The 12,769-nt window shown below is 66.8% G+C and carries 16 protein-coding genes; 5 read left to right on the forward strand and 11 right to left on the reverse strand.

Translation table 11 applies throughout. The annotated features are described in order from the left end of the window. Positions 1–120 precede the first annotated feature (120 nt). The 3 genes from AC3FNH_RS29395 to AC3FNH_RS29405 form a co-directional block, all read right to left on the reverse strand. Positions 121–654 (reverse strand): DUF4136 domain-containing protein, encoded by a 534-nt coding sequence (locus AC3FNH_RS29395; protein WP_488722574.1) that lies wholly within the window; start codon positions 652–654, stop codon positions 121–123. Between the two features lie 68 nt (positions 655–722). Next, positions 723–1,136 (reverse strand): DoxX family protein, encoded by a 414-nt coding sequence (locus AC3FNH_RS29400; protein ID WP_276100598.1) that lies wholly within the window; start codon positions 1,134–1,136, stop codon positions 723–725. A 170-nt stretch (positions 1,137–1,306) separates the two neighbouring features. Then, positions 1,307–2,254 (reverse strand): LysR substrate-binding domain-containing protein, encoded by a 948-nt coding sequence (locus AC3FNH_RS29405; protein WP_276100599.1) that lies wholly within the window; start codon positions 2,252–2,254, stop codon positions 1,307–1,309. A 149-nt stretch (positions 2,255–2,403) separates the two neighbouring features. Here AC3FNH_RS29405 and AC3FNH_RS29410 point away from each other — a divergent pair, with 149 nt between their 5' ends. Together AC3FNH_RS29410 and egtB are read left to right on the forward strand one after the other, a co-directional pair. Continuing rightward, positions 2,404–3,024 carry an FMN-dependent NADH-azoreductase gene (locus AC3FNH_RS29410; protein ID WP_276100600.1) on the forward strand — a complete coding sequence of 207 codons (621 nt, stop codon included), beginning with the start codon at positions 2,404–2,406 and terminating at the stop codon, positions 3,022–3,024. Between the two features lie 154 nt (positions 3,025–3,178). Further along, positions 3,179–4,468, forward strand: coding sequence for an ergothioneine biosynthesis protein EgtB (egtB, locus tag AC3FNH_RS29415; protein WP_488722575.1), 1,290 nt, complete (start codon positions 3,179–3,181; stop codon positions 4,466–4,468). A 13-nt stretch (positions 4,469–4,481) separates the two neighbouring features. Here egtB and AC3FNH_RS29420 read toward each other — a convergent pair whose 3' ends face one another. The 7 genes from AC3FNH_RS29420 to mltG all read right to left on the reverse strand — a co-directional run bounded on the left by AC3FNH_RS29420 (position 4,482) and on the right by mltG (position 9,840). Then, positions 4,482–4,907 (reverse strand): YkvA family protein, encoded by a 426-nt coding sequence (locus AC3FNH_RS29420; RefSeq protein ID WP_488722576.1) that lies wholly within the window; start codon positions 4,905–4,907, stop codon positions 4,482–4,484. Continuing rightward, on the reverse strand, positions 4,907–5,650 hold the full coding sequence (locus AC3FNH_RS29425; RefSeq protein ID WP_488722577.1) for an ankyrin repeat domain-containing protein: 744 nt from the start codon (positions 5,648–5,650) through the stop codon (positions 4,907–4,909). Before AC3FNH_RS29425 ends, AC3FNH_RS29420 begins: the two co-directional genes overlap by 1 nt. Beyond that, on the reverse strand, positions 5,643–6,437 hold the full coding sequence (locus AC3FNH_RS29430; RefSeq protein ID WP_276100605.1) for a TatD family hydrolase: 795 nt from the start codon (positions 6,435–6,437) through the stop codon (positions 5,643–5,645). The genes AC3FNH_RS29425 and AC3FNH_RS29430 overlap by 8 nt, the downstream gene beginning before the upstream one ends. Positions 6,438–6,637: 200 nt before the next feature. Further along, the gene (locus tag AC3FNH_RS29435; protein WP_488722578.1) at positions 6,638–7,033 is read right to left on the reverse strand and encodes a PilZ domain-containing protein; all 396 of its coding nucleotides are present in this window, start codon (positions 7,031–7,033) and stop codon (positions 6,638–6,640) included. Between the two features lie 96 nt (positions 7,034–7,129). Then, on the reverse strand, positions 7,130–8,143 hold the full coding sequence (locus tag AC3FNH_RS29440) for a DNA polymerase III subunit delta' (RefSeq protein ID WP_276100608.1): 1,014 nt from the start codon (positions 8,141–8,143) through the stop codon (positions 7,130–7,132). A gap of 83 nt (positions 8,144–8,226) precedes the next feature. After that, entirely contained in the window at positions 8,227–8,838 is a 612-nt protein-coding gene (gene tmk / locus AC3FNH_RS29445) for a dTMP kinase (RefSeq protein WP_488722579.1), read from the reverse strand. Positions 8,839–8,844: 6 nt separating this feature from the next. Further along, entirely contained in the window at positions 8,845–9,840 is a 996-nt protein-coding gene (gene mltG, locus AC3FNH_RS29450; protein WP_488722580.1) for an endolytic transglycosylase MltG, read from the reverse strand. 213 nt (positions 9,841–10,053) lie between these two features. Here mltG and ygfZ point away from each other — a divergent pair, with 213 nt between their 5' ends. Genes ygfZ through AC3FNH_RS29465 form a run of 3 tightly spaced genes read left to right on the forward strand, consistent with a single transcriptional unit; the run spans position 10,054 to position 12,241 of the window. Then, positions 10,054–11,061, forward strand: a complete 1,008-nt coding sequence (gene ygfZ, locus AC3FNH_RS29455) for a CAF17-like 4Fe-4S cluster assembly/insertion protein YgfZ (protein WP_488722581.1) — start codon at positions 10,054–10,056, stop codon at positions 11,059–11,061. 16 nt (positions 11,062–11,077) lie between these two features. Beyond that, positions 11,078–11,368 carry a DUF4936 family protein gene (locus AC3FNH_RS29460; RefSeq protein ID WP_276100615.1) on the forward strand — a complete coding sequence of 97 codons (291 nt, stop codon included), beginning with the start codon at positions 11,078–11,080 and terminating at the stop codon, positions 11,366–11,368. 45 nt (positions 11,369–11,413) lie between these two features. Next, positions 11,414–12,241, forward strand: a complete 828-nt coding sequence (locus AC3FNH_RS29465) for an NRDE family protein (protein WP_276100616.1) — start codon at positions 11,414–11,416, stop codon at positions 12,239–12,241. Here AC3FNH_RS29465 and AC3FNH_RS29470 read toward each other — a convergent pair whose 3' ends face one another. Next, positions 12,242–12,670: a GNAT family N-acetyltransferase gene (locus AC3FNH_RS29470; protein ID WP_488722582.1), complete on the reverse strand. Its 429-nt coding sequence runs from the start codon at positions 12,668–12,670 to the stop codon at positions 12,242–12,244. Positions 12,671–12,769: the final 99 nt, after the last annotated feature.

Here is a 12,769-nt window from a genome sequence, read left to right on the forward strand (position 1 = left end):
GCCACGTTCAAAACTACGGGCAGCGATTGTAGCGGTTAAGGCGACCGGCCATGCCCCCGGGCCGCGCAATAAAACGCAAGTATTCGTAAGCGCTGCGTGGCGGCAACAGAACGCCCTGCCCTACTGTCCGGCGCGGAACGGGTACCTGGCGAAAATCTGCGCCACCACCTTTTCGATGCGCTGCTGGATATTGGACTGGTCGCTCGCGTCCACGCTGCCCACGGCGACGCCTTCCCAGACCAGCTTCATGTCCTTGCGGTCGACCAGGTCGATGTTCAGCGTGCCCTCGGTGTACGTGTACACGTCGTTGTAGAAGCCGTAGCCCGGCCACGGCGCATAGAGTCCGCCGCGATAGCCGTAATAGCCCATCATCGGCGGCGGCGCCGGGGAGACCTGCACCTTCTCCTGCGTGCGCGCATTGAAGTTGACCAGCAGGTCGGGCGACTGCGCGTTGTACTGGTAGCCGCGCGACGTCATCTCGCGCTGCACGGCGCCTTTGAGGTACTGCGTCGTCAGGCTTTCGTAGCCCTGCCGGTCCGTGCCCGGGTTCTTCACGAAGCCAAAGCTGCGGTACGCGCCGAAATCCACGCTGCGGTTGTAGTCGGTCTTGATGTCCGGCGCGCTGGCACAAGCCGCCACCACCACAGAAGCCATGGCAACAGCCGTTGTCGCTCTGCTTCTCCGAATATCCACGAGACGTCTCCCGGAACCGGCGGCAGCGACTAGTTCCACTTGCCGCCAGCACCACCGACGCCCAGCCGGCCCCCGCCGATGAGCATCAGCGTCAGCGCAGCCGCCAGGTACATGCCCTGCAGTTCGAGCTGCCAGCCGCCGGTTTCATTGAGCATGCCGATCTGCTTCGTGTGTACCAGCGCGACCGCGAACAGCATGTTCACAACGACGATCAGCGCCGCAACCCGCGTCCACAAGCCGATGATCAGCAACACGGGCGCCACGACTTCGCCGATATAGACGCCGTAAGCGGTCCACGTGGGCAACCCGGCCTGCGTGGCGGTCTGCTCGACGAAGCCCACGCCGCCCTTCAGCTTGGCGATGCCGTGCATCAGGATCAGCACCCCCAACACAATGCGCAACACCGCCTTGCCCAAGTCCTGCGAACCCTGAGAGCCGCTCATGGCCATCCTCCTTGCCGGTTGAGAACAGTCGGAGCTCCCGGGAAGCGTGCCGGCCGTTGGCACGGCCAAGCGGCTTCGCCCGCACGCACGGGGCTCGCCCATGTACCTTAGTGCGCGGCGGCGTGAAGGTAAAGGCGCAAGACCGGCACAGGCGTCCTGCGCCGGTGCCGTCAGACCAGGCGGTGCATCGCTGGCTGCCTGGCCTCGTGCATGCCGACCTTGCGCGCGTTTTCGGGCAGGATCTCGCTGAGGAAATCCAGGAAGCGCCGCACCGCCGGGGTCACGCCCTTGCGCGACGGGAATACCGCGTGCAGCGTGCCCACGGGCATTTCCCACTGGGGCAGCAGCAGTTCCAGTTCGCCGCTGTCGATGGCATCGCGGCAGTACATGCGCGGCAGCATGGCCACGCCAATGCCGGCAATGGCCGCCTCGCGCAGCAGGGCGAACTCGTCGGTCACCAGGCGCGGGTCATAGGCAATCTGGATGGTCTCGCCGCTCTTGCAGCCAAGGATCCAGACATGCTTGCCGTCGTGCGGCTTCTGGCCGACGCCCGGCATGCCATCGAGCGCCTGCGGCGTGCGTGGCCGGCCGATGCTGTCGAGCAGGCCGGGACTGGCCACCAGCATGAGCTGGCTTTCGCCGAAGGTGCGCACGGCAAGGCTGGAATCTTCCAGCACCTCGCGCACGCGCAGTGCCAGGTCATAGCCCTCGCCGATCAGGTCGACGCGCCGGTTCGTGGCCTCCAGTTCGATGCGCACCGCCGGGTTGGCGCGCATGAAATGGCCGATGGCCGGTGCGAGCAGGATCTGCGCAATCGCCACCGGACAGCTCACGCGCAGCGTGCCGCCAGGCTGGTCGCGCGCCTGCTCGATGACTTCGCGTGCGGCATCCGCCTCGTTCAGCATGGCGCGGCAACGCTCGTAAAACGACTCGCCAAGCGGCGTCACGCGCACCTGGCGCGTTGTCCGGCGCAGCAGTTGCACATTGAGATCGCGTTCCAGCTGTGCGATGCGCCGGCTCAGGCGCGACTTGGGAATGCCGGTGGCACGGCTGGCCGCCGAAAAGCTGCCGTGCTCGACCACCTGGGCAAATAGCGACAGATCGTTCAGGTCCTGCATGAAGGCCTCCGCCTGTGCAACGGCGCGTCAGCCTCGCCGCGCGGGCCGTTGCATGAATAGAACAATTATTTGCATTTTGCCTTACTACCGATACCAATGGCCAGCCGCTAAATTTCCTCCATCGCAACCGCCCCTTCGTGGAGAAAGTCATGAACATCCTGCAGATCGATTCGAGCGTCCTTGGTGGCAATTCCGTTTCCCGCAACCTGACCGCCAGCGTGGTGGCCGACCTGGTCGCCGCCAACCCCGGCGCCAAGGTGACGGTGCGCGATCTGGACCAGGATGCTCCCGCTCACCTGTCCGGCAACCTGCTGCCCGTGCTGGGCGGCCCGAAGGACGGCCTGAACGCCGTGCAGGAAGCCGAACTGCAGCGCACCGAAACCTGGCTGGCCGAGTTCCTGGCCGCGGACGTGCTGGTGGTTGGCGTGCCGCAGTACAACTTCGGCATCCCGAGCCAGCTCAAGGCCTGGATCGACCGCATCGCCCAGGCCGGCCGTACCTTCAAGTACACCGAGACCGGCCCGGTTGGCCTGGCCGGCGGCAAGCGCGTGATCGTGGTGTCGTCGCGCGGCGGCGTGCGCCAGGACGCCAATGAACTGGACCTGCACGAGAAGACCGTGGACGTGGTGTTCCGCTTCCTGGGCATCACCGACATCACCTACGTGCGCGCCCACGGCCTGGCCATGGGTCCGGACGCTCGCGAAGCCGGCCTGAGCAGCGCCCGCACGGAGATCGCCGCGCTCAACGACGGCGCGCGCCTGGCGGCCTGAGCGCCGGCGGCACCGGCTCGCCCCGGCGGCGGATCGGGTCTATGATGGATGCGGGGCGCTACGGCGCCCCGCGTGCCATTGGCGACGTCACTGGCCAGCCTGCCACGGCCAGCCGCGTCCTTCGCCCAGTCATCGACCGATCCCGGGAGCCCGCATGACTTCAGCCCTGTTGCCAGCCGCCGCCATCCACCCGCCCCACGAACCCGCCTTGCTGTCGCTGTACCGGCATATCCGGTCCGCGACCGAGGCCATCGTCGCGGACCTGTCGGACGCCGACGCCACGGTGCAGTCGATGGAGGACGCGAGCCCCGCCAAATGGCACCTGGCCCACACCACGTGGTTCTTCGAGGAATTCGTGCTGGCCGCGCGCGTGCCAGGCTACGAGCCGGTCGACCCCGCCTACCGCTTCCTGTTCAACTCCTATTACGAATCCGTCGGCCCGCGCCATCCGCGCCCGCGCCGCGGCCTGCTCACGCGGCCGTCGCTGGATGAGATCCTCGCCTATCGCGAGGCGGTGGACGAATCGATGCTGAGCCTGCTCGGCGCCGCCCAGACCGATGCCGAAGCGGCCCTGATCACGCTCGGCCTGCACCATGAGCAGCAGCACCAGGAACTGTTGCTGACCGATATCCTGCACCTGTTCGCGCAGAATCCGCTGCGGCCGGCATTCGCGCCGGAACTGCTGGAACCGGCGGTGGCGGACCCGCGCCCGGCCCCGGACTGGGTTGGCTTCGACGGTGGCGTGGTGGAGATCGGCCATCGCGGCGAAGACTTTGCCTTTGACTGCGAAGCGCCGCGCCACAAGGTGTTCCTGCAGCCCTACACGTTGTGCTCGCACCCGGTCAGCAACCGCCAGTGGTTCGAATTCATTGACGACGGCGGCTACCAGACCGCCGGGCTATGGCTTTCGGACGGCTGGCGCTGGGTGTGCGAGCAAGGCATCCAGGCCCCGCTGTACTGGGAGGAACGCGAAGGCACCTGGTGGCACATGACCCTGCGCGGCATGCATCCGGTCGATCCGGAGAGCCCCGTCACCCATATCAGCTTCTTCGAGGCCGATGCCTTTGCGCGCTGGGCGGAGCGGCGGCTGCCGACCGAGGCGGAATGGGAACACGCGGCGTGCAACCTTCCGGCTACGGGGAATTTTGTCGAGGGCCGCGTACTGCGGCCGCTGCCCGACCGCCAGAACACCGCGGGGGTGCTGCGCCAGATGTTTGGCGATGTATGGGAATGGACCGGCAGCGCCTTCCTGCCTTATCCGGGATTCCGCCCGAGCGCCGGTGGCGTGGGTGAGTACAACTGCAAGTTCATGAGCAGCCAGATGGTGCTGCGCGGCGGATCGTGCGTGACACCGGAATCGCATATCCGGGCCAGCTATCGCAACTTCTTCTATCCGCACCAGCGCTGGCAGTTCACCGGCGTACGGCTGGCGGACGACGCCTGAAGCCGGGCCTCATTCAGCGGCCCGACCACCAGCGCGAGCCCAGGCACGCCAGCAGCACCCAGACCAGCATGATCGCCGCGGCCGCCCACAGGTTGCGCGGGCGCTGGCGTTTCGACGCTTGCCAGGCGTCGGCCTGCGCGCGGCAATCTGTCTTCACGGCGGCCGGCACCAGCTGCAAGGCCAGCCAGATGCCAAGCGGCACCAGCAGGACATCATCGACAAAGCCCAGCACCGGGATGAAATCCGGAATCAGGTCGATCGGGCTGAACGCATAGGCCACCACCAGCACCGCCAGCAGCCGTGCGGCCAGCGGCGTGCCCGGATGGCGGCTGCAAAACCACAGCATCACGAGGTTCGACTTGAGGCTGCGCGCCCACTGCCGCAGGCGCTGGCTCAGCGGCACCACCTCGGTTCGCGTACCGGTACCGTTCGCGGGCATTACTTGCCGCTGGCGGGCGCCTTGATCGGCTGGCCCCCGGGCTGCGCCACCGGCGCTTTCAGCGGCGGCGCGGCAACGATAGGCACCTGCGGATACAGCTTCTGCCAGCGCGATTTCAGGCCGTTCGCGATCTCGGCCTGGTTATGGCGTTCGGCAAAATCGATCACCGTCATGCCCTGCTGGTTCTTCAGGCGCATGTCCGCGCCTTCGTCGAGCAGCAGCTTCACGGTCTCGATATGGCCGCCACGCGCAGCCATCATTAGCGGCGTGGTGCCGTTCGGGCTTTCGGCGTCAATGTAGGCGGCGTGGTCGACCAGGTACTTGACGACGTCGTTGTGGCCGGTCGTGGACGCATAGTGCAGCGGCGTCCAGCCGGTCTTGTTGACCTCGGCCTCCATGTCTTCAACCATCAGCTTGACCATGTCGAGCTCGCCCTGCAGTGCGGCTATCATCAGCGGGGTTTCGCCGGCGGGGTTGGCCTTGTCGAAGTCGATGTCCTTGGCCTTGATCAGCGCGGTGGCGGCCTTCAGCGACTTCTCCCGCAGTGCCACGACCAGCACCGGGTCGCCGCGGCCATCGACGATATTGGGATCGACGCCGCGCGCCAGCAGCTTCTGCACGGTGCGCGCGTCGTCGAATTCCACGGCCTTGCGCATGTCGTCGGCCGGCGCGGCCCAGGCCAGCGCGGCGCACCCGAGCAGCACCGCCCCGGACAGTGCCCGGATAGATTTCACGTCAAACATGAGCTTCCCTGTTGATGTGCTTGAAAAGCTTGAAAAAATTGTCGGTAGTCTGGGCCGCGAGCTGTTCCACTGGAATGCCGCGCAACTGGGCAATGAACTCGCCCACGTGGCGCACCCAGGCCGGCTCGTTGGTCTTGCCTCGGTACGGCACAGGGGCCAGGTACGGCGAGTCCGTCTCGATCAGCATGCGGTCCAGCGGCACCTTGCGCGCCGTTTCCTGCAAATCCGCCGCACTCTTGAACGTGACGATCCCCGAAAACGAGATGTGAAAGCCCTCGTCCAGCGCCTGTTTCGCGACGTCCCAGGTTTCCGTGAAGCAGTGCATCACGCCGCCGGCCTCGCGCGCATTCTCTTCGCGCATCACGCGCAGCGTGTCGTCCGCCGATGAACGGGTATGGATGATCAGCGGCTTGCCGGTCTGGCGTGCGGCGCGGATATGTGTGCGGAAACGCTCGCGCTGCCACTCCATGTCGGCGATGCTGCGGCCGTTCAGGCGGTAGTAGTCCAGCCCCGTTTCGCCGGTACCGACCACGCGCGGGTGCGCGGAGAGTTCGAGCAGGCGCTCCAGCGTGGGCTCTTCGCCCTCTTCGTAGTCCGGGTGCACGCCCACCGAGGCGTACAGGTTCGGATGCTGCTCGGCCAGCGCCAGCACGCGCGGAAAGTCTTCCAGCGTCACCGAGATGCAGAGCGCGTGCGACACCTGGTTGGCGCGCATATTGTCGAGCAACTGCGGCAGGCGGGCGGCCAGTTCGGGAAAATCGATATGGCAGTGTGAATCTACAAACATGGGGGAAACCTCAGTACTGCGGCCCAGGCGCCAAAAATCAGCCTGCCTGGCGGGACGCTGCGGACAACCGCGCCGTATTGGCCGTCACCGCGCGCGACGCGAGCGTGCTGCGGTGGCAAGCGACAGTGCCGGGCACGTCGCCGGCATCATCGGACAAAATTCAATAAAAACAAGAAATTACAAAGCAATCTTCATATACATCATAAAGTTTGCGTGGGCCGCCCGGATTCCAGCTGCTTGCCCAGGATTTCCTCGACGGCGCGCCGCAGGTTGCGGCCGGTGTCGTCATCTGGAAAATGCACGCCCACACCTGGCGTCTTCATTGGCGTGCCCGGCGGCGTGATCCACGCAACATGGCCAGCAACCTGGTACTTCTGCGGCCGGTCCAGCAGCGACAGGACCAGGAACACTTGCTCGCCCAGCCGGAACGGCCGGTTCGAAGGCACAAAAATACCGCCGCGTGCCAGAAACGGCATGTAGGCGGCATAGAGCCCGGCCTGGTCCTTGATCGACAAGGACAACACGTTCGGCCGCGACGGCGCTCCGCCCGTGGTACCGGCCGCCCGCGCCGGTATGGTTGCGACATCTGTACTCATGGCTGACCCTTTTTTGACCTGCTACGGCTTTGCTTTATAGGTGTTGTGGACCTGCATCCCGGCGATTGCCGGGCCCTGCCTGCTGCGCCGGCGCTGTCAGTGGAACAGTTGCCGGTACTCGAGAAACACGGATTCCATCACCAGCCTGGGTGCGAGAGGATGGTTCTCGCTGCGCCGGTGCGCATTGATGCGCGCGGCGAACGCCTGCAGCCGATGGGCGCTGGAGGCCCCGGCGCAACGCGCCAGCACCGCGCGCTCCTTCGGAAAGTAGCGCGGCGTGGCATCGCCGGAGGCATCAAGCCGACATTTCAGCAGATCGTACGTCCAGCGCTGAAGGATGCCAAGCACGGCGGGCACCGGCAGCTTTTGCAGTTGTTCCGCCGCCGCAGAGGCGTCGAATTCCGCCGCGGCGCCGAGCTGTCCGACCAGCCAGCGTTGCAGCGGCTGCTCCTCGGCTTCGGCGGCATGCAGCGCGGTCAGCGGCGAGCCGCCGGCCAGTGCCAGCTGGGCTTCGGCGTCCGCCACGCCCTGGCTCTTGAGCCACGCGAGCGCCGCATCGGGCGTCGGGCGCTGCGTCGAAAACTGGCGGCAGCGCGACAGGATGGTCGGCAGGATCCGGTCCAGCCGGTCGGTGACCAGCAGGAACACCGTCGATGGCGGCGGCTCCTCCAGGGTCTTCAGCAGCGCGTTGGCGCCTTCCACCTGCAGCGCATCGAGCGGATAGACCACCACCACCCGCAATCCGGCCCGGTGCGTACCGACGCCGACCGCCTCGATCAGCGCCCGCACCTGCTCCATGCGGATGATCTTGCTGGGCGCCTTCTTCTTGCCGCTGTCATCGGTTTCGACTTCGCCCGAAGCCTCCAGCGCTTCAGGGCGCACCACGCTGAAGTCCGGGTGGTTGCCCTGGCTGAACCAGTGGCAGGCCGCGCACTGGCCGCACGGCTGGCCATCGGGCCGCGGCGATTCGCACAGCAGTCCCTGCGCGAAATGCAGCGCCAGGTCCCGCTTGCCGGTTCCTTGCTGACCGTGGATCAGCAGCGCATGGGGCAGCCGCTCGCGCAGCGCGCCAAGCCGTTGCCAGTCTTCCGTTTGCCAGGGATAGAGCATGCGAATCAGTCAGTTAGCCGTGAAATCTCAAGTGCCATCTTGATAGCGATGGCAATATTATCAATCAATATAAAGCTTCAAAATCAAAGCGTTGAAATGATTTTCTCAAGCTCGGCACGAATCTCCTCAATGCTGCGCGTGGCGTCGATCACGCGAAAACGCCGGGGTGCCTGCGCGGCACGGCGCAGATACTCGGCACGGGTTCGTTCGAAAAACGCGCGCGATTCGGCCTCGAATTTGTCCGGCGCGCGCGCGCCCGCCAGGCGTTCGCTGGCGGTCTCCAGCGGCACGTCGAACAGCAGCGTCAGGTCCGGCTGCAGGCCCCCCTGCACCCAGTCCTCCAGCGCTTCGAGCCGCGCCGTGGCCAGGCCCCTGCCGCCGCCCTGGTAGGCAAAGGTGGCGTCGGTGAAGCGGTCGGAGATGACCCAGTCGCCGCGCGCGAGCGCCGGTTCGATGACCTCGGCGATATGCTCGCGGCGCGCCGCGAACATCAGCAGCGCCTCGGTTTCCAGGTGCATCTTCCGATGCAGCAGGATCTGGCGCAGGTCTTCGCCCAGCGGCGTGCCGCCGGGCTCGCGCGTGGTGACCACGGCGCCAATGTCCTTGCGCTCGCGCAGGCGCGCCGCCACCCAGTCGATATGGGTGCTCTTGCCGGCACCGTCGATGCCTTCGAAGGTAATGAATTTTCCGCGCATGGATGCCTATTTGCCGCGCTGGTACTGGTCGACCGCGCGGTTGTGTTCGGGAAGCGTGTTGGAGAAATGGCTGGTGCCGTCGCCCCGCGCCACGAAATACAGCGCGTCGGACGGTGCCGGCGCGGTGGCGGCCGCCAGCGAGGCCAGGCCCGGCAGCGCGATCGGCGTGGGCGGCAGGCCAGTACGGGTGTACGTATTGTACGGGGTGTCGGTCTGCAGGTCGCGCTTGCGCAGGTTGCCGTCGAAGTGCTCGCCGATACCGTAGATCACGGTCGGATCGGTCTGCAGCAGCATGTTCTTGCGCAGCCGGTTGACGAACACCGCGGCGATCATCGGGCGCTCGGCGCCCTGGCCGGTTTCCTTTTCCACGATCGACGCCATGACCAGCGCCTCGTACGGGGTCTTGTACGGCAGGTCCGCGGCGCGCGCGTTCCAGGCTTCGTTCAGGCGCCGCTGCATGGCCTTGTAGGCATGACGATACAGCTCGATATCGCTGCTGCCGCGCGCGAACAGGTAGGTGTCGGGGAAGAACAGCCCTTCCGGCGCGGCCTCCGTGGCACCGATCGCCTTCATCAACTCGGCATCGGACATGCCCTGCGTGTCGTGGCGCAGCGCCGGGCTGGCATCCACGGCCGCGCGCATCTTGCGGAATTCCCAGCCTTCGATCACGGTGACGACGTAGTGCGTGACCTCGCCGCGCGCGAGCTTGCCGACCACGCCGAGCGGCGTGATGCCCGTCTCGAAGGTGTAGCCGCCGGCCTTCAGGTCCGGACCATGCCCGGTCAGCCTGACCAGTAGCTGAAACAGGCGTGGGTCCATGCCCACGCCGCCGCGCTGCAACTGGCGGCCGACACTGCCAACGCCCGAATTCGGCTTGATGACAACTTCGACAGGCGATGAGGATAGCCCCAACGGCTGGTTGGCCCACCATGCAAATGCGCCGGCGGCAGCTGCGGCAAGTACCAGGACAACGATTACCAGGCGGAGGAAAAGACGAGTCATGAAATCCGTTCAGTCTCGGCGGCGCCCATGCGGAGGGTGATGACCCCTGCCCGCCGCGCGCCGCCGGCGCCGGCTGAAATGCCGGCAGCCCCATATAATACCGGGAGCCTTGCGCCGCCACGACGCGACGGGTCTCAACCCGTCCTGTGATGCGCGGCGCGCACCTGCCAAACGCACCCAATTTGCACCCAAACGCTGAACGGAATGCCTGAAATGAACACCCCAGCCCCGCAACTCGCCGCCAGCCTTGACGCCCTGCAGAACCATGGCGTCGTCTGCGCGCCGGCCGGGCTTGGCTGGATCCGCGTGGCAGGCGACGACGCCGCCACCTTCCTGCACACCCAACTGACCAACGCGGTCGAGGACCTGGCTCCCGGCACCGCGCGCCTGGCCGGATACTGCTCGCCGAAAGGCCGGCTGCAGGCCAGCTTCCTGATGTGGCGCGATGCCGAGGGCATCGTGCTGCAACTGTCGGCCGACATCCTCCCCGCGCTGCAGAAGCGCCTGAGCATGTTCGTGCTGCGCGCCAAGGCGAAGCTCAGCGACCTCACCCCGGCCGTGGCCGTGCTCGGCGTCGCCGGACCGCAGGCCGCACAGGCTCTGGCCAAGGCCGGACTGGCCGCGCCCGAGGCCGTATTCGACGCCGACAGCGCCGACGGCATCACCGTCATCCGCCTGCCGGACGCAGCCGGCCAGCCGCGCTGGCAGCTGCTGCTGCCGGCCGGGCGCGCCGGCGAGATCCGTGAAGCGCTGGCGGGCGAGCTGGCCCCGGCCGATGCAGCATTCTGGGACTGGCTCGAAGTCCAGTCCGGCATCCCGCGCATCGTCGCGGCGACGCAAGAGCAGTTCGTGCCGCAGATGGTCAATTTCGAGCTGGTTGGCGGCGTCAATTTCCGCAAGGGCTGCTACCCGGGCCAGGAAATCGTGGCCCGCAGCCAGTACCGCGGCACCCTCAAGCGACGCATGTGGCTGGTGCAGGGCGACGGTGCCGTCCCGGCGCCCGCCGCGGAGATCTTCCGTCCGGAAGACCCGCAGCAGCCTTGCGGCATGATCGTCAATGCCGCTGCGGCGCCCCAGGGCGGCTGGGCGGGCCTGGCCGAACTGAAGATCGATGCCGCCGCGGCGGCCCTGCATCTGGACAGCGCGCAAGGCGCCGCGCTGACGCTGGGCCGTCTCCCTTACGAAGTACCCTTGTCGGAGGCTGCCCAGGCCGCCGGCTGACCCACAGGACGCCGCCATGAGCGATCATCTCTTCGTCTATTTCCGCGTGCCGGAGGCGGCAGCGGCCGAAGCGCTGCCGCACTGGCACCGCTGGATGGAGACGGTTGCCGAGGCGACCGGAATTGGTGGTACGCTCATGCGCAGGCCCGAAACCCGTGCCGGCGTGCAGACATGGATGGAATGCTACGCCGATGTACCGCCCGCCTTCGACGCCACACTGGCTGGTCTGTGGCGTCAGAGCGGACTGGAACAGTGGGTGGAAGGCGAACGCCAGGTCGAGCACTTCATCGACCTGGACCTGCTGTAGAACCGGCCGCAGCAAACGTGGAAACGTAGTCAAGGAAGCAAAGCAATGTGCCTGATCCTGGTTGCCTGGCAATCGCACCCGGACTATGCCCTGGTGGTGGCCGGCAATCGCGACGAATTCTATGTCCGCCCGGCGGCGCCGGCGCACTGGTGGCAGGATGCCGCCCAAGTGCTGGCAGGCCGCGACCTGGCGGATGTCATCGGCGAGCCCGGCACGTGGATGGGCGTGGCCGGTGAAGGCCGCTTTGCCGCGCTGACAAACTACCGCGCCCCATCGGAAAAGCGTACCGATGCCCGCTCGCGCGGCGAACTGGTGGCAGGCTTCCTGCGCGGCCACCAGGCGCCGGCCGACTACCTTGGCGCGCTGACCGGCGCGGATGGCTGCTACAACGGCTTCAACCTGCTGGCCAGCGACCTGCGGGAACTCTGGTGGTACAGCAACCGGTCGGCTTCGCGCCAGCCGGAGCGTCTGCGGCCGGGACTGTACGGGCTGTCCAACGCCCTGCTAGACACGCCGTGGCCCAAGGTGCGCAGCCGGGTCGGCGCGCTCGCTGAGGTGCTGGCGGCCGACACCGGCCATGCCAACGCCAGCGCCGCGCCCTACCTGCAAATGCTGGCGGACGAGCGCCAGGCCGCCGATTTCGAACTGCCTTCGACCGGCGTTTCGCCCGAGTGGGAAAAGCTGCTGTCGTCCGCATTCATCCGTTCGCCCAACTACGGCACGCGTGCGAGCACGGTGCTGCGCGTGCGCCACGACGGGCGTTTCGACTTCAGTGAACGAAGCTTCGATGCGAACGGCCAGACCGGCGAGGTCTCCTACCGCGGCAAGCTGAACCTGGCCCGCGACACCGGCACGGTACCGGCGCCGCGCTGATCAGGCGCCCAGGCGCTTGCGCATCTCCACGTGCGGGATGCCGGCTTCCTCGAATTCGTCCCCGACCTGCGCGAATCCCACGCGCGCATAGAACGGCGCGGCATGCGTCTGCGCGTTGAGCACGAGTTCCGGGTAGCCCAGTTCCGCGGCCTTCTTCATCAGCGCATCCAGCACCAGCGCGCCGACCCCGGTGCCGCGAACCGAACCGAGCACCGCCATGCGGCCGATATGCCCGTCTGGCAGCAGGCGCCCGGTGGCGACCGGCGTGCCGTCCTCGGCCAGTGCCAGCGCGTGCCAGCTCGGTTCGTCCCATTCATCCCACTCCAGCTCGACCGGCACGCCCTGCTCTTCGACGAACACGGTATAGCGGATGGCGCGGGCACGTTCGCGCGCCTCGGACCAGGGACAAATCAGGACGGTAACTGGCATGGCAATGCTTGGGAAATGACGGGATAAGCAGTCGATCGACCCGCAAGCGGGCTTGCGGCCGCCATGATACGCCACAATCCACCCCATATCGGGAGCACC

This window comes from Cupriavidus sp. 22TCCZM01-5 (genome assembly GCF_057798915.1).